The sequence below is a fragment of the Staphylococcus sp. GDY8P198P genome (genome assembly GCF_017891615.1).
Taxonomy (GTDB): Bacteria; Bacillota; Bacilli; order Staphylococcales; family Staphylococcaceae; genus Staphylococcus; species Staphylococcus cohnii.
Window position 1 is genome coordinate 181884 of the sequence record NZ_JAESJQ010000001.1, and the last position, 26705, is coordinate 208588.

The window sequence follows — 26705 nt, forward strand, 5'->3', positions numbered from 1 at the left end:
ACTCATATATTCACTTATGTAGATTCAAATTACTTCTAATAAAATTAAAGTGGACTTCACTCGAATGTCCGTAAGAGGAATAAATAAAGTTAAAAGAGAATTTGGATTTGTATGAATGGCACTCAATATGAGAAAAGTAGCAGCTCAATCAGCTGAAAATAATCAAAAAATTTATAAAAAAGACAATTTCTATACTATTTCACTAGAAATTGCCTTTGTACATGTTCAAACACTTTATAACCTTTATTTATTGCAAATATTATTTATCTTCATTTTTAGAGTAAATTAATATTTAAATGGATCTTCTACATCTTCTTTTTTTAATTTATTCTCTGGATTAGAATTTGAATCTTTTTTTTCAAAGGGATCATTACTTATTACATTTTTTCCTTTACTTTCTTTCTTTCCATCTTGATATTTATTTCTATTATTGATACCATATTTATTATTTTTAGGTTTTCTAGTTAATAACATAATACCAGCAATCAACCATAAAATAGCACTAATAAAATTTGGAATTAAAACTAAGACGCCTATAACAATTAATAATATACCTGCTAGTTTATTATCATTAATTATTCTAGTAACTACTATTATTGCTATTATCAAAAATATAATAGTAAGTATATATGTTATTATTATTATCGTATTATCTGTTTTAGAGCCGTTTGGTGCAGTATACATTCCTATAATACCAATGGTCACTAATAAAAGTCCTATGATATGTATAGCTATTCCTGTCCATATCAAACTTTTTTCAATTGTTCTCTTCAATTAAATTTCCTCCTCTAATTTTTTTAATTTATTTATTATTTTTTGAATCTCTTGTTTTTTATTTTCGTACCAATCTATAGACCAAATATTTTCAATATTCCAGCCTAAGCTTTTAAGCATACTAGGTTGTATAATGTTTCTATCAATTGAAGTTTTTGAATTATAATAGTTTTCACCATCTATCAATATTCCAAGTATAAATTGATTATTATTTTTTGGATTTAAAATTCCTATATCTATTTTAAATTCAGAATTTCCTATATTAATTTGACTACTGTAACCTTTTTCTTCTAATTCATTTTGCAAAGTAGTGATAATACTATTTGATTCTCTAATTATATTTCTATTAACAGGTGGGAGTATTCTATAATTCCGTGCATATTCTAAAAAGCCTTTTAAACTTTTTACCCCTTCTGCTTTCGTTCGATTTAAATCTATATCTTCTGGTTCGAATGAAGAAATAACTAACATTTCCTTTCGTGCTCGCGTTACAGCTACATTTAACCTTCTCCATCCACCTTCATTATTAAGTGGTCCAAAATTCATAGTCATTTTTCCTTCTTCATCAGGACCAAAAGTAGTTGAAAATATTATAATATCTCTTTCATCACCTTGAACATTTTCAAGATTTTTAACAAATATACTTTCTTTACTATTAATATTTTTTTCATCTAAATCTGTATTTTTTATTAATTTTTCTTCTAATAAATTTTCAATTAAATTTTGTTGTTGGCTATTAAAAGTAACAACTCCTATACTATCCTTACTTTCACTTTTTAAGTGATTAATAAGTAAATTAACAATATAGTTTGCTTCTTCTTCATTTATTCTTCCATTACCTCTTCTATATATACCATTAATATTTTTAAAACTGACTTGTGAGTCTAATTTAGTCGCCGAAGGGTAGGTTAATAGATTACTGTTGTAATACGTTCTATTACTAAAATGAATTAAACTTTCATGATTTGATCTATAATGCCACTTCAGATGCTTTTCAGGAAAGTTAGCAGCCAAACAGTCATCTAATAAACTTTCTAAATCTTCCAGTTCAATATTATTTTCATCGATATTGTTAGAACCAAAGAAATTAGTTGGAGGCATTTGTTTAGGATCGCCTACAACAATACAATTTTTAGCTCTGGATATAGCACCTACAGATATATCCGTTGGTATTTGAGAAGCTTCATCAAAAATAATTAAATCAAATTTCGGAAAGTTAGGGTCAATATATTGTGCTGTTGATAAAGGACTCATTAACATTACAGGAAATATATCTTGAATAACATTAGCTGTCTGATTGAATATAGTTCTAATTGACTGACCTCTTCCCTTACTGCGTATAGCTTTTTGTAAGGATAAAAAATCAATTTCATATATCTCTTTTGCTCTTTTTGTTTCCAAATTCAAACTCATCTGATTTTTTGTATCTATAATACTTAAATCATTGAATTCTTTAACTTTTTCTTGTAATAGTTTGACTTTTTCTTTCAAATCAAATCCATTAAATGAATCTAAAGTTTCATTTGTTGAAAAATAATAACTAATAAATTGCTCTACTAAAGTTTTCATTAACTGTTTTTCTATGCTAAATTCACTTTGTAATTTAATAAAATTATCTTTTATATTAGTTTGTAAAATTTTTTCTAGTTTTATAAAGTTTTCATTTAATACTGCCCATGTTTTTAAATCATTTATACCTTTTTTCCAATAATTAGCTATATTGTTTAAGTCTTCTATAGATAGAGTAAGTAAATATAGTTCATCAATATTATAATCATTTTTCAATGAATCAATGTTTTTTTCAAACGAATCTAATCTTTCTTTTAAGTCTTTAAATTTATTATAATCACTAATTTTTAATTTTAATATTTCGTTTATTTGATTTTGTTTAGATTTTTCAAGATCTGTTATATTATTTTTTTCTATAAAATTAACTAGATATCTAAGATTATCTAAGTCAGTTAATCTACCTTTCCACGCTTCTCCAAATGATTCTAAGAAATTTTCATTCCTTTTTTGAAGCGTTTTACGCATTTCTTGAAATTCTTGAATTTCTTTTAAATCATTAATAAATTCTTCTTCACTCAAAGTTCTATATTCACGTAATTCATTATTTAAAAGATCTATTAAATTTTTTATTTTTTTATTCTTAAACAAACTTTTTGAATCTTTAATGTCTCTATAATCAGTTAATAAATCACTAACTTTTATATTTAAGGTTTCAGCTGAATATTTATTATTAATTTTATCTTTCAACTCAATATATTTAGTAAGAACACTAGACGCAAACTCAAAAACTGTCTTTAACGAAATACTTTTAGGTTCTATTATCATTTTATTTAGTGTCATTGAACCTTTATATTTTTCTACCATGTTTATTATTTTCTTATAAGAGACTAATGTCTCCATATTTGTACTATTTAAATTACTTTCATTAAACAATTCTGATAGTTGATCAACTATTTTATTGCTAGATTCTACAAAGTCATTAATTAAATATTCAAAATTATCACGTTTCGAAACACTATATTTATTTATTTTAAAAGGTCTTAGGGGATGATTATCTAAGCTGAAACTTAATTTATCTATACTATTGTCTATTAAAATTAATAAATCTTTAATAGTACCTATATCATTAGCAGCAAGTTTTGTCACTATGTCTTTTTTTATGGTAATTATACTTTTTACTTCCTCAAATTGTTCATATCTTTGTATTAAATCATAAACACTAAATCCACTTTTATGTTTTTGATGTAAAGCTTCTACATATTTACTAAGATTATTTTTTAATTCAAATAATTTTTTTGATTTACTTTTGATATCTGCCGAATCATTTTTCATGTTTTTCGAAAGCGTCTTTTCAATTTTATCTAAAAATTGTCTTTTTTTCGTAGTATTCGAATGTAATTCTAATACAAAATCTTCGAATCCTAATTGTGTTAATCTATCTTTTACAACTTCAAGAGCGGCTTTTTTCTCAGCTACAAATAAAACCTTTTTTCCTCTATTAACATTATGTATTATCATATTAGTAATTGTCTGAGATTTCCCTGTCCCTGGAGGACCATGTAATACAAAGCTACTTTCTTCACTTGCCTTTATTGCCTCTAATTGAGACGAATCAACTAAACTACCCACTTTTAAGTTCTTCGGTTCCACTTCTTTCTCAATCTTTTGAGCATCTATATCTTCAATATTTCTATTTGATTTATAATTTCCAGTTATTAAAGCTTCTACATTAGAATTTGAAACAATTTCATTTTTTCTTGATTTCAAATCGTTCCACATTACAAATTTTTTAAATGAAAAATTACTTACTACAGCTATTTCTTCAACGTCCCACCCTTTTTTATCCATGATGGCGTGTCTTATTGTAGCTATAAGTCTCTTTATATCAATACCTTTATCATCTCTTGGTAAATCCACTAAATGTCTTAAATCAATATTAAATTTTTGTTTTAAATATTCTACTAGTGTTACGTTTAGTTGTGGTTCGTCTTCACTTAATTCTAATTGAATATTACTGGTCGCAGTTTTTCTTTCTATAGAGAGAGGTAATAGTAAAATTGGAGCCATATAATTCATATCAATATTTTTTTGGTCATTCCACGTTAAAAATCCTATTGCTATAAATAATGAGTTTGCTCCGTTTTCTTCTAATCCTAATTTTGCTTTTCTATATAAGTCCTTTAATTGTTTATTTAACATATAATTAGTTAAAAAACTTCGAATTCTACCTTCATTGAAATCAGCATCAATTAAATTTTTATATTGGCTTTCTATTGAATTAGCTTTAAAAAATGACCCACTTGTATTAGTAGTAGATAAATTCTCTGGTTTAGCAATAATAGTGAATTTGTTTGATGTTGATAATTCATCCTCTAAGGTAGCAATGTCATAAACCATTAGTTGTAATGCACTTTTATTCATTCTAAAATTAATTAAAGAGTTTCTTAAAGTAAGATCTAATAAGTTTCTACTCCAAATATCTGTCTTTTCTCTAGGATTTATCTTATAATTAATCTCTTCTATTTTCTCAATTTTTGTAGACGGAGCATTGGTTATATAATCTTTTTCTTTATAATTCATTTTGAAATTATAATTATCTTTTGATGTAGTAACAACTGGACTAATACCTAAATGTCTACATGAGGTGATATCAATGATACATTCAAAATTATAAGGATTGTCTAGATTTTGACAAGCTATTTTAACAGCTTCCTCAAATGAATAATCTTTACCATTAACTAGTGCTGTTGTCTCGACCACTTCTATCTCTTTAGTTCCTACTGAAATTCTTTTAGAAATATCTGTGTAATCATTTGAATATGAACCTATCAAATTTTGATTTTTTAACCAAAAACCAATAAAAGCATGCCCTTTAATAAAAATTACTATAGGATTAATATTCACAGCTTCTAAACAACTTGCAAAAAGGAAACTTAAATCTAAACACGTCCCATTTTTAAATTTTATTATTTCTTGTGGGTATCTTATTTTTTGACCAAATTTCTCAAAACTTGCTGGTGGATATTTATAAGCAATATTTTCTTTTTGTAATGTTGCATATATAGCTGCTACCTGTAACCTTACGTCTTCTAAGCTATTAGCTTGGTAACTATAAAAATTAGAATCTCCTTTCCACTCTTCTAGTTTTTTCCCTGCCTCAGAGACAATTCTTTTTACTTCTACATCATTTGGAACGATATATGAAGCTGTTAATTGAGGATAAATATTAGTTCCTAACCAATGTTCGAAAGGTAATATACTAATTTTTAAATTCTTGGTAAAAAAAGTGTTACCATTCTCATCTATTAAATCTATAAAAAAATATGTTTTTATTCTTTCGTTAATTTTTCTAAAAAAATCATAATTATAATTTACATCAACTGATTCTGAAACATATGCATGCTGATTATTAATAACTGGAATTAACTCTTCATAATTATAAATAAATTCTGTATTTGAATAAACTTTCAACTTAACATTGCTAATTTCATCCTCTTCTGAGTTATTAAAAATCGCAATTTTATTTATTAATGAAAAGTCGTTTTGTGTTAGTGAATAATTCAACATATCTACATAATCTATATCAAGTTTCAAATTATAATCTTCAATGAAAACTGATTCCATGAAATTCTTCCTCCATAAATTGAAATTTTAATCTATACTTCTATTAAACTATTGTATTAAACAATTTAATAAATTACTATAATTTTTCAAACTTTAATAGATTAATATATTAACTCAAAAATTTTTACTTTTTATCTATATTTCTAAATTCATTGATCTTTCAACTATTAAAACGAAAGCGTATTTTCTCTCACTTTTATATACTTATATTCCACTACATTTTCTATTTTTTATTCTATAATTAGGACATTCGTATCAATAAAAATATTAATTAAGATAAATTACATAAAATGACAAACAAAATATTAATAGTTCTTTGAATTATCAGCTTTATATATAATTAAAATCTCAAATTCAATAATCTATAACCGAATTTGACATTTCTTAATATGAAGTAAAGTTTTTATTAAAAGAAGTTCTTCAATGCGTCTTTATAATATTGAGACTAACGCTAAATTATTTTATTTAATATTATCTATACCGTTAAGTTATTCATTTTTTCCTTTTTCTTCGAGATGGATTTCGATTCTAAAAAATCACACTACTTATGATATGTTTCACAACAATATAACAGTAATTCTCATAGACCTCATACGTTCTGGTACATTCAAAATCCCTTTTTGAAGCGACTGAAAAAACCGCATCATTTATGATATGCTTCTGCTTATCATTTAACGATGAGGTTTTTTTAAGTTTTAAATAAATCAAATAAAGCTCTTATTCGTTAATTTATCAGTTGAAAAGAAACATAATAAAAAGTATCAACCTTTTAAAGTTGATACTCTTTTAACCTCTCTTTAAATCTAAGACTTTCCACAATAATTTTTTTCTTTAACTTCATTAAATTAATTTTTAAATTCTACATCATATTCTTTTTTATATAAATGAATCATTGTAATAAAAGCAATAACACCAAATATAGCTAATAAAATAAATGCTAGGTGACTTGAACCTGTCAAAGATGAAGTATATGTAATTATTAGTGGAGGGAAAAACCCGCCCAATCCGCCCATCATCGATACGACACCATTTGCTGATCCTGCTACATTTTGAAAGTATGTTGGTACTAGTTTAAATATTAGGCCATTACCAATACCTGCGCAAAAACTAATTAACAAACATCCTATTGTAAATAATGTAATGTGACTTGAGATACCTAATATAACAGAACCAACTATTAAAAATACAAAGTCCACCATTAATGATTTTACAGCATTTATTTTATCACCAATAACACCACCTATAGGTCTTATAAATGTTGCTAATGCAATAAAAATGCCTGTGCGAATACCTGCGTCTACTTTATCTATACCAAAATGATTGACTAAGTAATTAGGTAAAAATAAACCAAATGCTACAAACGAACCAAAAGTAATAAAATACCAAAAACTTAAATAATATGTTTTATAGTTAGCGGCAAGTCCAAATATCTGCTTTATTGAAACTTTTACTCTTTTCTCTTTGCCATCTCCAAGGAAAAACATCAAAATGGCAAACAAAGCAATTATAATTAAATAAAAACGTACAGTGATTTGCCAACCAAATACACCAGCCATTGGTGGAGCCAAAAATGCAGATATAGCAGTTCCAATGTTACCTATTCCATAAATACCATTTGCTAGACCTATCTTATTTTTGTCGAAATATTTCGGCACAGAGGTAACACCAACCGAGAAAACAGCACCTCCAACACCTAAAAAAAATCCAGAGATCATTAATACACTTGACGATTGTGCTTGTCCTAATAAATAAATCGGGAAAAGTAAAATAACAAAACTCCAGAAAAATACCCATTTAGCACCAATAAGATTGGTCAGGTATCCAAACGGTACTCTTAATATTGAACCAAGTATAACAGGTATGGCTACAATTACAGATAATTGTGTTTCAGAAATTTTTATATCTTGTGATATATAAGGCATAAGTGGAGATATAATACTCCATGCCATAAATCCCACTACTAAACTTAAAGTTTGCAAACCAAGTTGAAAACTACCATTTGTCTTATACATGCTATCACCTTCACCCATTTGTATTTTGTTGATATTTCTAAAATAGATAACCTTTAATTTGAATTACACAAATGAATACTTATAACGCAATTAAGTCAAATTTTAAATGTAAAAAATATCGAATAACTTTACCTATTTTTAATATTTTATAAATTCTTTTTTCTGCTTTGGTATTGGTTTCTAGCTCTATACTGTTGAGGTACACGTTTTAAGTATTTTATAGGAAAACTGAATATGTGTATCAAATTTGTAAATGGAATAGAAGCAAACAATAAAAATGCTGAAATCACATGTAATCTAAAGATTAAAGGAGCTCCCCCCATTAAATTATATTTAGGTTGGAAAATAAATAAACTTCTAAACCATGGACCTATTGTAGCTCTATATTCATATGCAATGACAGTAGTATTATATATAATTGTCATATAAGCACCTATTGCTGCAACTACTAAAACCATTATCAATGAGAAATAATTACCAAAAGACGTATGAGCACGAATTCTTTCGTCTGTTATTTTTCTATATAATAAAATAATGTCACCTACTACAATCATCAATCCTGCGAAACCACCAGCAACAATAGCTCCAAAATGATACATATGATCTGTAATACCTATAAATTCATAAAATTCCATAGGTATTACCATTCCCATCACATGACCAACGAAGGCAAAGACAATACCCCAATGAAACAGTAAAGAGCCAAATTTTAGTTTTTTTCTCTCAAAAAATTCTGTAGAAGGTGCTGTCCAACTCAATTGTCGAAATGCATATCGGTATAAAACACCCAAAATCATTATGGTAAGCGTAATGTAGGGGAAGATTATCCACCATATAATATTTGTCATAGAATTTCCTCCATATTAATTGGGATGATAAAACAAAATTCCTTATTCATACATTATTGGATAAGGCATATTTTCAGTGTCAGGATCTTCTTTTTTGATTTCTTCCATTTCTTCAGTTGTAGGTTTATCAAACACAAAATCAGTAAGTAAATTTAAAATATTTTTATAAGGATTCTTTTTATCTAGTGATTGATTAACTTGCCATGTAGCCTTTCCTAAACGTTTCATAAGTTTGTTGTGAATCTTCTCATCAGTAGATACGGCTAAAAGTTCATATAAAGATGGTAGATAATCAGCAAGTTGTTTTTCGTCTCGTTCCAATCCAGCTTGACTAATAATAACTTGGATTTGAATTAATCCGCCACCTCTCATAGAATCATCACCATACTCATGAGCTGTTAAATAAAGCCCTGTATCTTCTTGCCAATCAAAAGTACTTACATATAATTGTTGGATGTCTTTTAAAGAATAGCTTTCTAAATCATTAAATACTAAATTTATTAAATTTTTTGCATCTTGTGAATCAACGTCATTTTTATATAAATCTTTCAATTCTCTATATTCACTCAGTCTATTTTTTTCAGGATAATCGAGAAGATATGCCGCGATAAACAAAATAACTTGCTGTTCTTCGCTTATCATTTTCTAGCCTCGCTTCCATATTTCATTCTCATCATAGCTGGATGTAATCCTTCTGGAGGCGCTAAATCTTCTAAACTACAAGCCCCTTGTTCATAATAATTTTCTTCTTTATTTTCTCGACGTCCTGTAGGAATAACAAATCGTTTTTCATATTTCGCTACCCCGAGTAAATCTGCCATATCTTCTAGTTCATCAACAGTCAATCCAGACTCTTTTAACAATTTGCTATGCTCTACTTCACTTATACCACCAACATTTTTTGAACGCATATGAACGCGCATTGCTGCTGTTTTTAGTAAAGTTTGTCGTATAACTTCTGTATCCCCCGCCGAAAGAATAGAAGCTAAATATTCAAGCGGTATACGCATATCATCAACTGCTGGAATATAACCATCTGCACTCAATTGATTTTCATTTGTAATATGACTCATAATTGGGCTTAATGGTGGAACGTACCAAACCATTGGCATCGTTCTATATTCTGGATGCAACGGTAAAGCAATTTTCCATTTTATAGCCATTTTATAAACTGGTGATTGCTGGGCAGCTTCAATCCAAGCATCAGTAATACCTTCTTCTTTTGCTTTTGCAATGACTTCTTCATCAAAGGGGTCACAAAAACAATCTAGTTGTGCTTGATATAAATCTTGTGGATCTTCAACTGAAGCTGCTTCTTTCACTTTATCTGCATCATATAGCACTACACCAATATATCTAATACGGCCTACACACGTTTCTGAACATATAGTAGGCAGCCCTGCTTCCGTTCTCGGATAACAGAAATTACATTTTTCTGCTTTATGTGAATTCCAATTGTAATAGACTTTATGATAGGGGCAACCGCTCATACAAAAACGCCATCCTCTACATTCTTCCTGATCAACTAAAACTACACCATCTTCATCACGTTTATATAATGCACCTGAAGGACATGAAGCTACGCAAGATGGATTTAAACAATGTTCGCAAATTCTTGGTAAATACATCATAAAAGTTTTCTCATATTCCATAGCAACATGCTCTTGTTTCATTTTATCTATGTTTGGATCCATAGGTACAATTTCACTTCCACCCGCTAAATCATCGTCCCAATTTGGTCCCCATTCAGGCTTATCCATAAACTTACCAGTAATTTTTGACTTTGGCCGTGCTACAGGTAAGTTTTTAGTTCTAGGCGCAAAATGAAGACGAGCAAAGTCATGCGTCCATGGTTCAAAATAATCTTCTATTGTAGCCATGTCCGGGTTATAGAATATATTAGCAAGTTTTTGAATAGGACCGCCTGCTTTTAGTTTTAATCGCCCGTTCTTCATTTCCCAACCGCCTTTAAATCGATCTCTGTCTTCCCATCGTTTAGGGTAACCAGGACCTGGACGAGTTTCTACATTATTGAAATACATATACTCTGTCCCTGGGCGATTTGTCCACGTGTTTTTACAAGTTACACTACATGTATGACAACCTATACATTTATCTAAATGCATAACCATTGCTACTTGTGATTTAATCTTCAAGCCAGTCAACCTCCTTAAGTGGTCTAACAATCGAAATTGTATCACGTTGATTCCCTGTTGGGCCGTAATAATTAAAGCCATAACTTAATTGTGCATAACCGCCTATCATATGTGTTCCTTTTGGATGTATGCGTGTAACACTATTATGTGTCCCACCACGTTTTTTATTAATTGTATTACCTGGAACGCCCATTACTCTATCCTGAGCATGATGCATATAAGCAACACCTTGAGGAATTCTATATGTTGTAACAGCTCTTGCAACAACAGCTCCATTACGATTATACAATTCAATCCAATCATTATCATATATCCCTATTGAATTCGCATCATCTTCGTTTAACCACACTGTTTGCCATCCACGGAACAATTGTGTCATTTGATCAGTATCAGTAAACATTGTATGAATACCCCATTTTTGATGTGGCGTCAAATAACGTAGCTTTATTGATTTACCTGTATCTGTTATTCCTTTTTCATTTTTTAAATAAGGACCTGAATATAGTGGCGGGATATATAACGGTAATCCTTCACCGTAATCAAGCATGACTTCATGGTCTAAATAAAAACTTTGTCTACCTGTTAGAGTATGCCATGGTAGTTTAAATTCTACATTAGATGTGAATGGTGAATAACGTCTGCCATCATTTTCTAAACCAGTCCATACAGGTGTTGAAATTGTTTGACGTGGTTGTACAGTAATATCATCTAATGTTAAATCTTCTTCTTCACGACCTTTTGAAACAAATTCAAAATCTTTGCCTGTCGTTTCTTTTAATGACTTCCAACCTTCTACAGCGCGTTTACCATTTGTAGCACCTGACATAAGTAGAATCGCATTACAAGCTTGTTTTGCTGTTCTCATATCAGGGTGGCCTTTACCTATATTTTCCCTATCCGCTTTTCCAAGTCTTTTGAGCAGTTCATCATACACCGGTTGACCCGGTATTTTTACACCTTTGGTACCGTATCCTTTTTTTAAATTTGGGCCTATTGTTGACCACATATCATAAAGGTTTGGATAATCTCTTTCTACAATCGCAAAATTTGGCATCGTTTGTCCTGGAATAGCTTCCACTTCACCTTTTCTCCAGTCTTTAACTTTTCCATATGGCTGTGCCAATTCTGACTTAGTATCATGTCCAAGTGGTTGCATAACTAAATCTTCACTCTTAGGTAAATAATCTTTAGCTAATTCTGAAAATGTTCTTGCAATCTCTCTAAAAGCATCCCAATCACTCTTCGTTTCCCAAGGTGGTGTAATAGCTTGGTTAAATGGATGAACAAATGGATGCATATCCGTTGAACTTAAGTCATTTTTCTCATACCAAGTAGCTGCAGGTAATACAATATCAGAAAATAACCCTGAGCTTGTCATACGGAAATCCATACTTATTAATAAATCAACTTTACCCTCTGCTGGGGTATCATTTAAGTTAATATTTTTTGGTTGCCACGAATTTTTTGTATCCGTTAAGATTGAATCATCTCCGCCAATCATGTGCTTCACAAAGTATTCGTGCCCTTTACCACTATCTCCAAGTAAATTTGAACGCCAATTAAAAAACACTTTAGGGAAGGTGCGTTCATCATCTGGGTTTTCTATAGCCCAATTTAATTCACCTTCTGCTAGTTGTTTAGCGATATCATTAATAGCTTCAGCATCATCAAGATTTCGTTTTCTTGCATCACTAATTACATCTAAGCTATTCTCAGTCAGTTGTGGATATCCAGGTAACCACCCTAATCTCACAGATAACGCATTAAAATCTGCAGGGTGCATATTACTAAATTTTCCACCCCAATCAAAATTATCTTGATCTTCATCAGATTCATATCTGAATTGATCTGTTGCAAAGTAAAAATACGAAGTACCATTCATATGTCTAGGTGTACCTTTCCAATCATTGGCGAAGGCGACTTGAGCAAATCCTTCCGAAGGTCTTACTTTTTCTTGACCAACATAATGAGCCCAACCACCTCCATTAACACCTTCTGTACCACACAGCATAATAATATTAAGTATTGCTCTATAAATTTGATCACTATGATACCAATGGTTTGTACCTCCACCCATCGCTATCATAGCCTTACCTTTGGTAAGTTCAGCAGTTTGTGCAAACTCACGAGCTACTTGAATCACATGTTCTTTTTTTACACCAGTAATTCCTTCTTGCCATGCTGGTGTATAAGGTACAGTAGAATCATCATAAGTAACATGTGTATTTTCATCTAAACCTCGGTCTACACTTGTATGAGCCATCATCAAATCATACACCGTAGTCACTAAAATATCATTACCATTCTTATCTTTAATTACTTTAGTTGGTACTTTATGCGTTATTGATGAATTATCTTTTGTTGCAAAATGTGGGAAATCAACTGAATCTATGTTGTCAGATATATCTATAAAACTAAGCATAGGATTAATTGCATTCCCTGATTCATCTTCTAATTCTAAATTCCAATTTTGTTTTCCATCCCAATGGTGACCTGCACTACCAATTGGAACAACAGGTTTTTGTATATTTTCATCCCACACTACTGTTTTCCAATCTCCTAAGCTATATTCATTGGATAAATCAGCAGCCCTCAAGAAATTGTCAGCTCTCAGACTACCGTTTTTATCTTTCAATTGAACAAGAAATGGCAAATCTGTGTATTGTTTTACATATTGAGTAAAATAAGGTACTTCTCTATCAACATAGAATTCTTTCAAAATAACATGTGTCATTGCCATAGCAAGCGCACCATCTGTGCCTTCTTTTGCTGGTAACCACATATCAGCAAATTTTTCATATTCAGCGTAATCAGGACTAACACCAACAACTTTAGTACCTGCATAGCGAGATTCAACCATAAAATGTGCGTCAGGCGTTCTTGTTTGTGGTAAATTTGTCCCCCATATGATGAAATATTTAGAATTATACCAATCTGCACTTTCTGGAACATCAGTTTGATCGCCCCACACTTGAGGAGAAGCAGGAGGTAAATCAGCATACCAGTCATAAAAACTAATAATTGTTCCACCAATTAAAGATAAAAATCGAGTCCCTCCTGCGTAACTTATCATTGACATAGCTGGAATAGGTGAAAATCCAGCAATACGATCTGGACCATATTTTTTTATAGTATAAATAGATGAAGCAGCTATCATTTGACAAATACTCTTCCAATTTCCTCTTATAAAACCGCCTTTTCCGCGTGCTTTAATATATTTCTGCTTTTTTTTCTTATCACTGACAATATTTTCCCAAGCTTGAACTGGGTTTTGTACTTCTTCAAGTTCGTTTTCCCATAATTCATATAAGTCTTTACGAATATATGGATATTTAACTCTAGTTGGACTATATGTATACCATGAATAGCTTGCTCCCCTAGGACAACCACGAGGTTCATATTGTGGAAAATCGTCTCCTGTAGAAGGGTAATCAATTTGTTGTGTTTCTTGAGTGACAATACCGTCTTTCACGTAAATTTTCCAACTACAAGATCCAGTACAATTAACACCGTGTGTCGAACGTACTACTTTATCATGTTGCCAACGATTTCGATAAATACTTTCCCAATCGCGAGGTCTAGGACTTTCTTCAGTCCAATTATTGTTTATTAAATTTCCACGTTTTAAATGTTTAAGTTTATGTAGTAATTTATTATGCTTTTTATCCATCAAGACATCTCCCCATCACTCTTAGAAATCGGATTAAATCTTTCACCTGTAATTTTAAATGCTCCGTTACCCTCTTTTAGTTCTTCAATAAAAATTTCAAATGTTGGTGCATTTGCAGCAACTAAGATGAGTCGTTCAATTGTATTATTGTCGTTAATATTATAGATTTTCTCTATCATTTCACCAGAAATTGAGCCAAATCTCATACGCAAAATACCTATTAAGTCTTCTCTATCCTCTATAAGCATTGCTTCATTTTCCATTGAAAACATATAATCCCCCCATATTCATTATGGCATTATCATTTTGAAATATTCTGAAATAAATATTCGATGACATGCTGCTGTTGTATATTTAAAAAAATTCAATATATCATTATATGGCGCTTCAAGCGCTTGTTTCTTAAAATAACAACTTGTACCATGTTGAAATGTTTCGCCATAACGGACAGAAATTTCTAAATTATCCCCATCTACAATTGCAGTAGCATCAACGTCAAAAAAATGTATATTATTCTTTTCTAACTCATTCACCATTAAGTTATATATATCTTCATTAACAAATCTTAATGGTTTTTCCTTTTTCTGAATCATTTTATCCCTTCTCCTTACTTGCAACCCAAGCTTCTTCATCTTCATTGTGTAAATCATCCACTTCTATCATAGTATAAAATTTTACCAATACTTCATGATTCATTTCCTCATTTTTTAATGCTAACTTAATTTGTTTTGCTAATTTTCTTAATAAGTCATGGTCTCTTTGAAGTCTGTGCATAATTTTTATTTGAGAGGGATTATCTCCTGCTAATTCAGGGTATAATCCTTCTTCTTCAACATCGGCATGAGCAAGAACTCTTGCTTCCCAATGCTCTAATAAAACATATGCAATTTCTAAAGCTTTGTTTCTTTGATTCATCGTTTTTTTTAGCACTGCTGTAATCTCTCTAGCTTCATTTAAAGAAGCTTCATGAATAGAATTATGACTTTCGGACTTTTTCAAACTAGGACCTGCCATTTAACGTTCCCCCTATCATATATGCTTATATTATCTCCTTATAATGTAATGCTACACCTTATTGTTATTGTAAGCAACTCTATTCAAAACAAAATTTTACATGTTTGTTTTAAAAGTATGAAAATTGCTAAAATTTTCACAATTTAAGACAATAGTTTATTGAATTGTATTTATTTTAGTGGTTCAATGGAATTAAAGAACAAAAGGAGGAATTTGATGCTTACGAAAGAAGAAAAAGATATTATTCAACAAACCGTACCTCTATTACAAGAAAAGGGTGTAGAAATTACTTCAATTTTTTATCCTAAAATGTTCAAAGCTCATCCTGAATTATTAAATATGTTTAATCAAACAAATCAAAAAAGAGGCATGCAATCATCGGCTTTAGCGCAAGCTGTTTTAGCTGGGGCTGCTAACATTGATAACTTAGATGCGATTAAACCTGTAATTATGCCTGTTGCTTATAAACACTGTGCTTTACAAGTTTATCCTGAACATTATCCCATTGTCGGTGAAAATTTAATCAAAGCAATACAAGATGTTACAGGATTAGAAGATAATGATCCTATCATCCAAACATGGGTTAAAGCTTATGGAGAGCTTGCAGATGCATTTATACAGATTGAAAAAAGCATATATGATCAAATGTTATGGATTGGCTTTAAACCTTTTAAAGTTTCTAAAATCAAACAAGAGTCTCAAGATGTTAAATCATTTACAATTGAATCTTCAGAGTATGATTTAAGCCAATTTAAACCTGGACAATATATTACTGTAGATCTTTCTAGTGAAAAACTACCTTATCGAGCTAAACGTCACTATTCAATTACTTCTGGTGATGAAAATCATTTAACTTTTGGTGTTAAACGGGATACAACTGACGAATACGAAGGAGAAGTTTCAACCATTTTACACGATGAAGTCAATGAAGGTGATATGATTAATTTGGCTGCACCTGTCGGTGGCTTTGTTTTAGAAGATACAAGTCATCCAAAACTATTCATAGGGTCTGGAATTGGAGTAACGCCTTTGGTAGCGATGTTTAATCAAGCCTCTTCAGAAGGCCTTGAATCACAAATGATACAGGTTGGAAGTGATGAGGCACACTTACCTTTTAAAGAAGATTTTGAAATGATTGCTCATAACAACGTTAGTGCAAAATTAGAGACACATCTAAAAAGTAAACATGGCTACTTCAATTCTGATAATCTAAAAAACTACTTAATAAATGACCCTGAAATTTATATCTGTGGTGGAACGAGCTTTTTACACTCCATTATAGATGCATTAAAAGCTCTAGATCATGATATGAACCACGTTCATTATGAAACATTTGTGCCGAGATTAAGTGTCGAAGTTTAAAGGGAGTTATCAAATATGAAAATCAATCAAAGATATATTAAAGTATTTGTGCTGTATTTAATAAGTAATTTAATTTCAAATATACTCGTTAAAAATAACAATTTAATTAAAGTAATGTCGCAAATATTTATAGGTTACACACTTTTTGCTTTAGGTTTAAAATATTTAAAAAAATTAAAAACAAACTAAATTTTTATAAATTTACCAATCAAGGTTAAGTATATTTATACTTAACCTTTTTATTATAGTTAATGATAGTTTAACATTTAAAAAATGGTAGCTTGCTTTGTTAATATTAAATTTGGATTATTTATATAAAATTACTCTGTTGTAGTTGGATATACAACTTCTCCGTCATATTCAATAATAGGTAAAGCTCCCCACTGCCCTAATTCATGCGGTATTAGCGCTACTTTATCATTATTATTTACAATAATATGAACGACTTTTTCATTATGCAACTCTAGCCAATTACTAATAATCAAACGATGACATCGTGAAGGATGACGTTCTGCACATAACAAAGCAATCATATGATTTTCTTTCTCTTTCATCAATATATTGATACCTTCTTTAAAATTTTTAGTCAAAGTATAATCTGCATAATTGTGAAATGATTGATTTTGCCACCCAGCATTCAAATTTTCTCCAACTATATTTGAACGTTTGCTTCTTCCACCTAGCAATGAAATGTGTTTGTATTTTACATTATGTTCTTTTAACCAAACAGAGAACTCATTTCGATTATACTGTGGATTGTTTTTACTATTTGGAAATGATCTCACATCAATAATTTTTGTTATCTTCGCTTGTTCTAACATCTTTAGAAATGTATCAAGCGTATAATTATAATGGCCTATCGTAAATATTGTCATTTTATTTTACCCTCCATGACTTATAAAATATAAGTATTTTTAAGAAGTATATATCATACAATATGATTTTTAGTTTTATTTGTGGTAGGGCTCCCCTTATCAGTGATTTTGCTAAAATTTTTATATCGCTTAAAAAATAGGCAAGTTAGTATTTAAATAACTCGCCTATATGTTTGCAGAAATATCATTTAATTCAAAAATTATGTTATTTAAATTCTAAACTAATATTAAATGATAGGTTTCTGTTTACAATAGATTTATCAGCACCTTGTTTGGTTCCTCTATTTTTATGGGATGCTTTATATTCCTGAGACTCTTGCCAATGTTTGTAAGCTGCTTCGTCTTGCCAAAACGTAATGATAACATGATGTTCATGTGTACTATGTGGCTTTAGAAATAATAGATTTTCAAACCCTTCAGTATTCTCTAGATGTTTATCTCTATTTAAGAACACACGCTCGAAGTCTGCCTCTAAACCAGGATTAGCATATAAATGGTTTAAAACTGCATAACCATATTGTGGCAAATCATTAATTTGTTCTAATATTGTATAGTGATATGTCACATTAAATCTATTAATAGTTACCTCATTATTATTTTTGTCTAAATAAATACGATGTATTTCATTTTTCAACAAATGAATCACTCCTTTTTATTGGATGATATGTCAAAATTGCTTAAATTTATCCATAACATAATCTCTACTATTTTTATGATTCACGATAGTCTGTGGATAATCTTTTCCAATTTCAATATGATAAATTTCTTGTAACTTGTCTTTATATTTAGTTGGATCATGAATGTATTTACTGCTCACATCATTAAATATTTCTAGCTGTGTTTTAATAAAATACCCTTGCGCATCAAAACGCTCACTTTGACGTATAGGATTAAACATTCTGAAATAAGGCACTGCATCTGTTCCAGTTGATGCTGACCACTGCCATCCATGTACATTAGATGCATTATCATAATCTATCAAATACTGTCTAAAGTACTCCTCCCCCCAAGTCCAATCAATAAATAAATTTTTCGTTAAAAATTGTGATACGACCATTCGTAAGCGATTATGCATATATCCTGTACGATTCAGCTTCTTCATTGCAGCATCAACGATTGGGTAGCCAGTTTGACCTTTTTTCCATACTTCAAAATGTGTTTTATTATAAGACCATTGCATGTTTCGATATTTTTCAGAAAAAGATTTAGTTGCCGTTTCTGGATACTGTGTCATTAACACATAATAAAATTCACGGAATAGAACCTCTCTTATAAAAGCTTCATAATTTTTTTCATCGCTCTCATAATCTTCAAGTAAATCATTTATAATTTCACGAATATCGAGTAGTCCATATGCTAAATATTTACCTAATCCACTTACAAAATCCTGCGACACATCGTCAGTCAATTTATCATAATGAGCTATGTCACTATTTAAAAAATCATCCCAAGCTTTACGCGCTAACTTTTCTATATCTTTATTATTTTCAAATTTTAAGTCACTTTGATTTGAACCCTTTTCTGCAATTTGAGACAACTGCTTAAATTGATAACTTTTTTTAGGGGTGTTTACTAAATCCTGACGATTTGCTTTATAAAAACTAGTAAATACTTTATAAGGCTGTTGCTGTTTATTAAAAGTCTTTGTTGGCTCAAAATAATGATTCACGCGCTGTCCAATTACTGTAACTTGGTGATTTTCAAAAGCCTTTTTTACATGAGGATAGTCATATATTTCTTTGTGATAACTCATAATATCTTTTGCTACTAATACGTGAGATAACGCCAATGTTTCGGCTAATTCACCTAGCTTTTCATATGTGACAATATGAGGTTGTATATCATGCTTATCTAAAGCATTTACAAATCCTTTTACAACTTTATAGTAATATTCACGTTTTACTTCTGATGCGTCAGTTAAATCTTCTAAAGGTAAGATAAAATACAATTTATTTATCTCATTTTGATGCTTCACTATATATTGAAAAAGTGGATTATCTTTCGTTCTAAAAACTCTGTTAAGTATGACTCCTAAATGCATTTTATTGCCTCCCAGCTTGTTTCATACAAATTCACTTTATAATTGTCCTTTAACTTAAGATTGTGTTTTCAATCATATACCCGTTTTAACTTTTGTATAATTCACTAAAAAATAAAATAAATTTTAATACCTTACATATTATAGGCAACTTCAGGGTATATTATTATCAGAGGTGATTAAATTATGAATAACGAACAATTACAAAATGAAATTGAAAATATATTAAATACATCAAAAATAGGTGTCCTATCTACTGCACATAACAATACACCTAATAGTAGATACATGGTATTTTATAATGATGGACACACACTTTATACTAAGACAAGCATTGAGTCTAAAAAAATTGCTGAATTTAAAGATAATCCCAAAGCTCATGTACTTATAGGTTACGATGAAACGAATAATCGTAGTTTTCTAGAAATTGATGCTAATGTTGAAATACTGAAAGATCAAGAGACTATTGATTGGATTTGGAACAAACAAGATAAGTCCTTTTTTGACTCTAAGGATGATCCAAACTTGTGTGTAATTAAAGTAATACCAAAATCCATAAAAATTATGAACGATAAAAAATTAGACACACCACAAACCATTACGTTCGATTAGTTAAAAAGGCGAGCCTGGGACATAAATAGATGTCTCAGGCTCGTTTTCAATTTGGCAGTAGGTGACTGAATTGAAAATGCTATTATATCAAGCTTTTTTCAATCCTAGTCACCCTTGCCGGGGTGGGACTACGAAATCTATATTAGAAAATTTGATTTCTGTCCCACTCCCGTTTTTTATATACCATTATTAATATCTTCTAACATAGCATCAACTGTAATTTTAGCACTCGTCAGTACAATTGGCACTCCTGCCCCTGGATGAACACTAGCTCCAGCAAAATACAAATTTTTGTAATCTCTGCTCACATTAGGCGGTCTGTAATAGTTACTTTGCGCTAAAGTAGGCATTAAACCAAAGGCTGCTCCAAATTTAGCATTATAATCTCCTTCAAAATCCTTAGGTGTATAAATAATTTCTGTCACAACTTGCTTTTTCAAATCTTCTAACGCTTTAATCGTAGAAAGCTTATTGTAAATAATATCTTTCACTTGTGTGATTGTTGACTCATCGGACCAATCCGTATCACCTGTTTTCAATTCTGAAACAGGCATCAGCACATAAATACCTGTTTGACCTTCTGGCGCTAACGACTGATCTTCCACACTAGGAGCGTATACATATATTGATGGATCTTGGGATATTTCCCCGGAAAATATTTCATTGATATTATTATCAAAATCCTTTGAAAATATAACATTATGTAACAAGATATCTTCAGATAAATCTTTATCAACCCCTATGTACATTAAAAAGGCTGAGCAAGAATAGTCCATATTATCAATTTTCTGTGTCGTATACTTCTTAGGATGATGTTCATTTTTAATTAAAGATGAAGTAGCATATGGGAAATCAGCAGTACAAATTATTTTGTCATACTTTTCTATATGTCCGTTTACTTTTAGTCCCTCCGCACACTTATACCTACCATCAATGATAATTTCTTCAACGTTTGCGTTGGTATAAATTTGAGTACCTAATTCTTCATTTAGCGTTTGAAGCGCTCTGACAAAGCTATACATACCACCTTTTATAAAGTGAACACCAAACATTAACTCTATCATGGGTATAATTGAATACAATGACGGGCTTCGTTTAGGGTCGATACCTATATATAATGTTTGAAACGCTAAAATCTTTTGGATTTTTTCATTATCAACATATTTTTCAATTAAATTATCTGCTTTATCAAATGTTTTGAGTTTCATACCTTGATATATAATAAAAGGATTATAAAAATCTGTAGGTTTCCTAAACGTACGTTCTAGAAAATATTTTCGTGCTATTTCGTATCTTTCGTATATATCTGTTAAAAAGGACATAAAACCATGTGTAGAGTTAGGTTCAATACTTTCAAGCATATCTCTTAATTGAGCAAGATCTGTAGGAACGCGAATTTGATCTGTTTCACTAAAATAAACATCATATATATGTGATAATTGTTTAATTTCCAAGTAATCATTCATATTTTTTTGAGCGTAATTAAAAACGTCTCGATAAATCTCAGGCATCATTACGATGGTTGGTCCCATATCAAATGTAAATCCATCTTGCTTGATCTGATTCATCCTGCCACCTATTTGTTGGTTCTTTTCATATAAATCTACTTGGTGACCGTTTGCTGCTAATCTTGAAGCTGCAGCTAAACCTGAAACACCGCCGCCTATAACTGCAATCTTCATAATGTTTCACTCCTATTATATTTCGCACTAAGTTCACGATAAATTTTCATTTTTTTCAATTTGCTTACATATACTTTCTTATGCAACGTATAGTTTGCCTTCCTTACTTCCACAAGTATTTCATGATAAGCTATCGCAGCTAATTCGATAATGTAACGTACCTCTTCGTCAAAATAATTAATACCGTTTAATGCAATATCATATAACCTAACTGCCTCTGTAGCGTAACTTTCCCACAGTTCTATATAATTTGGCGTAACTCCTTCATAATATATAGAATGTAGATTAACTCGATATTGAGCTAATTTTTCTACACTTAGATAAATTCTTCCATTTTGAAAATCTTCACCGACATCTCTTAAAATATTAGTTATTTGCATTGCCTTGCCTAAAGCAATCGCAGCTTCTTCAGCTTGTTCGAAATTATTTTCATTTGATGAAGTTAATATAGGAGTTAACAATTCACCGACAGTACCTGCCACACCATAGCAATACTCATATAAATCTGAATCAGTTTGCATTTCTTTTAAAACTAAATCTTCCTTCACATATTGAATTAAAGATTCGAACGGTTTTTTAGGTATTGTATATGTATTCAATGTATTACTTAAAGCATTCATAATAGCTGCGTCACTTTGATACGATTGAATATAATCACAATCGCTATAAATCACATCTAAATCTCTAGCTATGCCGTCTAATTGCTCAAGGTCTTTGTATTTATCAATACTGTCATCTATAATTCTGCAAACTGCATAAATAGACCAAATTGCTTTTTTCCTTTTTAGATCCAAAAAATCAAAGGCATATGAGAACGTTTTTGAATGTTCTTTCATTATATTGTGACAATGGTTATAATCTCTCTCTAATTGATTCATTTATTGGCCTCCTCAGTAAGCCTAGAACTTCTTGACATTTGTATAAAAAACTAAGCTATAAATTTATTCTACGGCCTTTCCAATATATACGTTTGAATACATTGATATCTAACCATGATTTAAAAAATATCACGACAAAGCATATGAAGAGCAGTGGATGACATAAACTCGCAACGATATTAAAATTTCCTGTTCTTCGAATAAATATATGAAACTGTACAGCATATATAAAATATAAAGTAATAGCTAATAATATATATATCGAGCCTAAATTAATTGAAAAAATTATCGCTAAAACTGTTGTAAGTGAACCAAATAGCCATAAAAATACAAACGTAAGCGTAGACTTTTTAGTTATTTGAGAGCCAAGTGCAAAATGTTTACTCCAACCCTCTAATAGCGCTTTATATCCTTGAGAATACATTCTAAAATTCACTACACTTTGGCCTTCATGCAAACTAATTGGCAAACCTTGCTTATTATATGCTTTACTTATTGCAAAGCCTTCAATGATTTGATTTTTAGCTTTCAAATGTCCTTGTGTCAATTTATAATCTTGCTTATTTGTCACAAGGACTGGTCCAAACGCGCCTTGCTCATTATTTGCTGATTTCGTGATTGAAAATTGATTCATACCTACGATTGTCATTAAATTAAAAATCGCCGATATATTTTCATATAGCTTTTTTATCTTGTGATAAGGTTGTATTGACAACAAACCTTTACCACCTTGTAAATCATATTGATTGGCTATACTTTGAATACTATCATCACAAGCAAACTGAACATCAGCATCAACAAACATCAATAAATCATGCATTGCATATTTGCTACCTTGCCAACAAGCATGTGACTTACCTTGCCATATAGTATCATTTTCAACAGTATATACGCTCGCACCATAATATCTAGCGACAACTTGTGTCTCATCAGTTGAACCATCATCCATAACAATTACTTCTATTTCTTGCTCTTTACTTATACTGTTAAGTAATTTAGGTAAGTTCTCCGCTTCATTTCTAGCAGGTACAATAACACTGACGGCTGTCTGACCTCTTCCTTTTCCGGAGTTATTTATAATCGCTCGACGCGCATACATACACATTCCACTTATTAGTGATAGTATCGTCGATACTATTGCTATTATATAAAGTATCATTCAGCCTCAACTACTTTCTCCATTAATAATAGCTTCTGCTACTTGCATACCACTCAAAGTAACCATAGGCATACCAGAGCCAGGATTTACAGAACCACCTACAAAGTACAAATTTTTGAAGTACTGACTTTTTTTAGGAAATTTAAAACCTTTATTTTTCTTCTTATTGGATACTACGCCATATATAGCTCCTTTATTAGAATTGTATGTATTTTCTATATCATGTGGTGTCCATACGTCTTCATATACAATGTGCTTTCTCAAATCTTTCAAGCCCATGGACTCTAATTTATCCAATATACGTTCTTGGAATTGCAGATATTCTGCTTCACTAAATGACTTACTCTGAATGTACGGTATGTGTGGCAATATTTTTATATTCTCGTGTCCCTCTGGCGCCTGTGTCTTATCTGTTTTATTTGTATTCACTACATAAATAGTCGGATCTTCAGGCAAAACATACTGGTGAAAAACTTGATCATAATTAACTTTAGAATTACTTGAAAAGAAAAAGTTATGATGTTGAAGCTCTGGATAACTTTTGTCCACACCAAGATGCATGACATAACCTGAACTAGCTGGCTCAAATTTACGTTCCAATTTGTTTATTTGGTTTGCATCAAAATTCAATAAATACTTATAAACAGGGATTACTTCCATATTAGATATAATGTAATCTGCATATATTTCCTTATTACTTTCTATTGTTATCCCTGTCACCTTATTTTGACTATTATAATTGATACGTTTTACAGGGGTGTTAAAATGTATGCCCACACCTAATTTTCTCGCTAATTGTTCCATCGCTTCCGCTAACTTATGAATGCCACCATCTACGTACCACAAACCTTCCTCATGTTGCATTTGAGGTAATAAACTCAATACAGCCGGAGCATCATAAGATGAGGAGCCGACATATTTTATGAAATAACCTAGCATTTCTCTTAAATATGGGTTATCTACCCTTTTATTAATGGCTTGTTGCATTGTATGAAAATAATCGAATTGCTTTAAAGCTGAAAACGGACCATGATAACGAATAATTGCAAACATCGTATCTAATCCCTTATCAAAGTAGCTTTTTTCAGCAACTTGATGTATCTTTTGTGCGTAACTAAAAAACGAAGAAAGTTGCTCTATATCTTTATTTGTTAACGATTCATTATTTGTTAACATATCTTCCATGGATTCATATAAATCTAAAATTTGGCCATCTGGATAAACGTTTCTAATCTGTAAACTTAACTTACGAATGCTAACATAATCTTCTAGCCTTTCATCACATCGTTGAAATAGGCGTTGAAATACTTTAGGCATGGTTAAAATTGATGGACCGAGATCAAATCCATAGTCATCTATGTCTAACCTATTTACCTTTCCACCGATATGCTTATTTTGTTCATATAAATCCACTTGATAGCCTGCTTGAGCCATACAAATTGCACTGGCAATCCCTCCCAAGCCACCTCCTATGACAACCACTTTCTTATTTCCCATTTAATCACCTTTTCTTTTTTGTAATTTATTATAAATACGTATTAACTTAGGGCGATTATAGCGCTGAACAATCATACAAGGCACATTAGCTATAATGACATATATAAAATTAATTATTTTAACACTTTTTGACGCCTTAAAAAACGCAATAACAGGAAATATGGATAGCAGATGAACCACCTCTGCACGTCTAGTTTCTAATATAAATCGCTGTATATCATTCATATTTTTAGATAAATCGAAAGTCGCTTTACTACTGATATTAGGGTTAAGATTTTGACCGTCTGGCAAATGATCTTTCCAATATTGCACTTTAACTAATTGTTGCCATAATTGACCCTCTTGTTCAAAATTCCAACTTCGAAAATACTGATTATCTTTTTCTAAGAACTTATAACTAATACGAGTACCAAGTTGAGCAATAATCATTTGAACTATAAACCAATATAGCGCAATATATATAATCTTTTTCATCAATTTAATGCTCAGATTTCGCTGTATAGCTTGGGTTATCTTTATTTAAATACCAATTACCAGCTGTTAAATAAGTAGCAAAAGCGCTCCAAAGCATATATGGAACTAGTAAAATGCCAGCAACTTTTTTTACATTGAAAAATTTTACAGTTGTTGTAACTACTGCGCCCAGTAATACAACACTCTCTATCAACGCACTAAAGCGTAATTTATATTTGAAGTATAATATCGACCATAGATAATTCAGGCTTAATTGTGAGTAATAAGCACCTTTCAAAGCCTTACTAGTAGATTTATTAGTCACTAATGCATAAGCTACGCCCATCGTTGTATAAAGTATTGGCCACACAATTGGAAAGACATAGCCGGGTGGTGAAAAAGGTGGTTTAACATTATTTTTATAATCTTTTCTCGCGTTTTTCACTGCAAATTTCCCTATAAATTTACCACCTGTAATTGGTGTTATAACTTTTATAATTGTTTTAATTATCTCGTTTGCTTTCATAGTTGATCCCCTCTTT

General features: G+C 30.7%; 22 protein-coding genes and 1 pseudogene. 4 read left to right on the forward strand and 19 right to left on the reverse strand.

The genetic code is table 11. The annotated features are described in order from the left end of the window. Positions 1–40: 40 nt before the first annotated feature. Positions 41–289 (forward strand): annotated as a pseudogene (locus KA824_RS00705) (IS5/IS1182 family transposase); the annotation flags it as partial. Here KA824_RS00705 and KA824_RS00710 read toward each other — a convergent pair. From KA824_RS00710 to KA824_RS00755, 10 genes are all read right to left on the reverse strand, one after another. Beyond that, the gene (locus tag KA824_RS00710) at positions 286–774 is read right to left on the reverse strand and encodes a hypothetical protein (RefSeq protein WP_070044781.1); all 489 of its coding nucleotides are present in this window, start codon (positions 772–774) and stop codon (positions 286–288) included. The pseudogene KA824_RS00705 and the gene KA824_RS00710 sit on opposite strands and share 4 nt — an antisense overlap. Then, positions 775–5907 (reverse strand): DUF4011 domain-containing protein, encoded by a 5133-nt coding sequence (locus KA824_RS00715; protein WP_181187302.1) that lies wholly within the window; start codon positions 5905–5907, stop codon positions 775–777. Positions 5908–6752: 845 nt separating this feature from the next. After that, on the reverse strand, positions 6753–7919 hold the full coding sequence (locus tag KA824_RS00720; protein WP_181187303.1) for a nitrate/nitrite transporter: 1167 nt from the start codon (positions 7917–7919) through the stop codon (positions 6753–6755). A 146-nt stretch (positions 7920–8065) separates the two neighbouring features. Next, positions 8066–8767 (reverse strand): respiratory nitrate reductase subunit gamma, encoded by a 702-nt coding sequence (gene narI, locus KA824_RS00725; RefSeq protein ID WP_181187304.1) that lies wholly within the window; start codon positions 8765–8767, stop codon positions 8066–8068. Between the two features lie 42 nt (positions 8768–8809). Further along, positions 8810–9409, reverse strand: a complete 600-nt coding sequence (gene narJ / locus KA824_RS00730) for a nitrate reductase molybdenum cofactor assembly chaperone (RefSeq protein WP_096808010.1) — start codon at positions 9407–9409, stop codon at positions 8810–8812. Next, complete coding sequence (gene narH / locus KA824_RS00735) at positions 9406–10923, reverse strand: nitrate reductase subunit beta (protein WP_181187305.1); 1518 nt, start codon at positions 10921–10923, stop codon at positions 9406–9408. The genes narJ and narH overlap by 4 nt, the downstream gene beginning before the upstream one ends. Next, on the reverse strand, positions 10913–14593 hold the full coding sequence (locus KA824_RS00740) for a nitrate reductase subunit alpha (protein ID WP_181187306.1): 3681 nt from the start codon (positions 14591–14593) through the stop codon (positions 10913–10915). Before KA824_RS00740 ends, narH begins: the two co-directional genes overlap by 11 nt. Further along, positions 14593–14865, reverse strand: a complete 273-nt coding sequence (locus KA824_RS00745; RefSeq protein ID WP_096808007.1) for a hypothetical protein — start codon at positions 14863–14865, stop codon at positions 14593–14595. Before KA824_RS00745 ends, KA824_RS00740 begins: the two co-directional genes overlap by 1 nt. A gap of 18 nt (positions 14866–14883) precedes the next feature. Further along, complete coding sequence (locus KA824_RS00750; protein ID WP_181187307.1) at positions 14884–15186, reverse strand: hypothetical protein; 303 nt, start codon at positions 15184–15186, stop codon at positions 14884–14886. Position 15187: 1 nt separating this feature from the next. Next, positions 15188–15607, reverse strand: coding sequence for a hemerythrin domain-containing protein (locus KA824_RS00755; protein ID WP_096808005.1), 420 nt, complete (start codon positions 15605–15607; stop codon positions 15188–15190). 216 nt (positions 15608–15823) lie between these two features. On the opposite strand from KA824_RS00755, the gene KA824_RS00760 reads away from it, so the two are divergent. Beyond that, positions 15824–16969, forward strand: coding sequence for a globin domain-containing protein (locus KA824_RS00760; protein WP_096808004.1), 1146 nt, complete (start codon positions 15824–15826; stop codon positions 16967–16969). Between the two features lie 15 nt (positions 16970–16984). Beyond that, entirely contained in the window at positions 16985–17158 is a 174-nt protein-coding gene (locus KA824_RS00765) for a hypothetical protein (RefSeq protein ID WP_096808003.1), read from the forward strand. A 131-nt stretch (positions 17159–17289) separates the two neighbouring features. Here the strand turns inward: KA824_RS00765 and KA824_RS00770 are convergent, their stop codons facing one another. The 3 genes from KA824_RS00770 to KA824_RS00780 all read right to left on the reverse strand — a co-directional run bounded on the left by KA824_RS00770 (position 17290) and on the right by KA824_RS00780 (position 19885). Next, a complete protein-coding gene (locus KA824_RS00770; protein ID WP_181187308.1) occupies positions 17290–17844 on the reverse strand; it encodes a DUF488 domain-containing protein in 555 nt (184 codons plus the stop codon). A 205-nt stretch (positions 17845–18049) separates the two neighbouring features. Then, positions 18050–18481, reverse strand: a complete 432-nt coding sequence (locus KA824_RS00775) for an antibiotic biosynthesis monooxygenase family protein (protein ID WP_016911012.1) — start codon at positions 18479–18481, stop codon at positions 18050–18052. A 30-nt stretch (positions 18482–18511) separates the two neighbouring features. Then, positions 18512–19885, reverse strand: coding sequence for a cryptochrome/photolyase family protein (locus KA824_RS00780; RefSeq protein ID WP_107523729.1), 1374 nt, complete (start codon positions 19883–19885; stop codon positions 18512–18514). 183 nt (positions 19886–20068) lie between these two features. Here KA824_RS00780 and KA824_RS00785 point away from each other — a divergent pair, with 183 nt between their 5' ends. After that, entirely contained in the window at positions 20069–20494 is a 426-nt protein-coding gene (locus KA824_RS00785; RefSeq protein WP_016911010.1) for a pyridoxamine 5'-phosphate oxidase family protein, read from the forward strand. Between the two features lie 176 nt (positions 20495–20670). Here the strand turns inward: KA824_RS00785 and KA824_RS00790 are convergent, their stop codons facing one another. The 6 genes from KA824_RS00790 to KA824_RS00815 form a co-directional block, all read right to left on the reverse strand. Then, positions 20671–22176: a phytoene desaturase family protein gene (locus KA824_RS00790; protein WP_154409632.1), complete on the reverse strand. Its 1506-nt coding sequence runs from the start codon at positions 22174–22176 to the stop codon at positions 20671–20673. Next, on the reverse strand, positions 22173–23054 hold the full coding sequence (locus KA824_RS00795) for a phytoene/squalene synthase family protein (protein ID WP_154409631.1): 882 nt from the start codon (positions 23052–23054) through the stop codon (positions 22173–22175). The genes KA824_RS00790 and KA824_RS00795 overlap by 4 nt, the downstream gene beginning before the upstream one ends. Positions 23055–23109: 55 nt before the next feature. Then, positions 23110–24153, reverse strand: coding sequence for a glycosyltransferase family 2 protein (locus tag KA824_RS00800; RefSeq protein ID WP_107523488.1), 1044 nt, complete (start codon positions 24151–24153; stop codon positions 23110–23112). 66 nt (positions 24154–24219) lie between these two features. Then, positions 24220–25710 carry a phytoene desaturase family protein gene (locus KA824_RS00805; protein ID WP_056936130.1) on the reverse strand — a complete coding sequence of 497 codons (1491 nt, stop codon included), beginning with the start codon at positions 25708–25710 and terminating at the stop codon, positions 24220–24222. Further along, the gene (locus KA824_RS00810; RefSeq protein WP_107523489.1) at positions 25711–26184 is read right to left on the reverse strand and encodes a glycosyl-4,4'-diaponeurosporenoate acyltransferase CrtO family protein; all 474 of its coding nucleotides are present in this window, start codon (positions 26182–26184) and stop codon (positions 25711–25713) included. 4 nt (positions 26185–26188) lie between these two features. Next, a complete protein-coding gene (locus KA824_RS00815; protein WP_002467556.1) occupies positions 26189–26689 on the reverse strand; it encodes a TspO/MBR family protein in 501 nt (166 codons plus the stop codon). Positions 26690–26705: the final 16 nt, after the last annotated feature.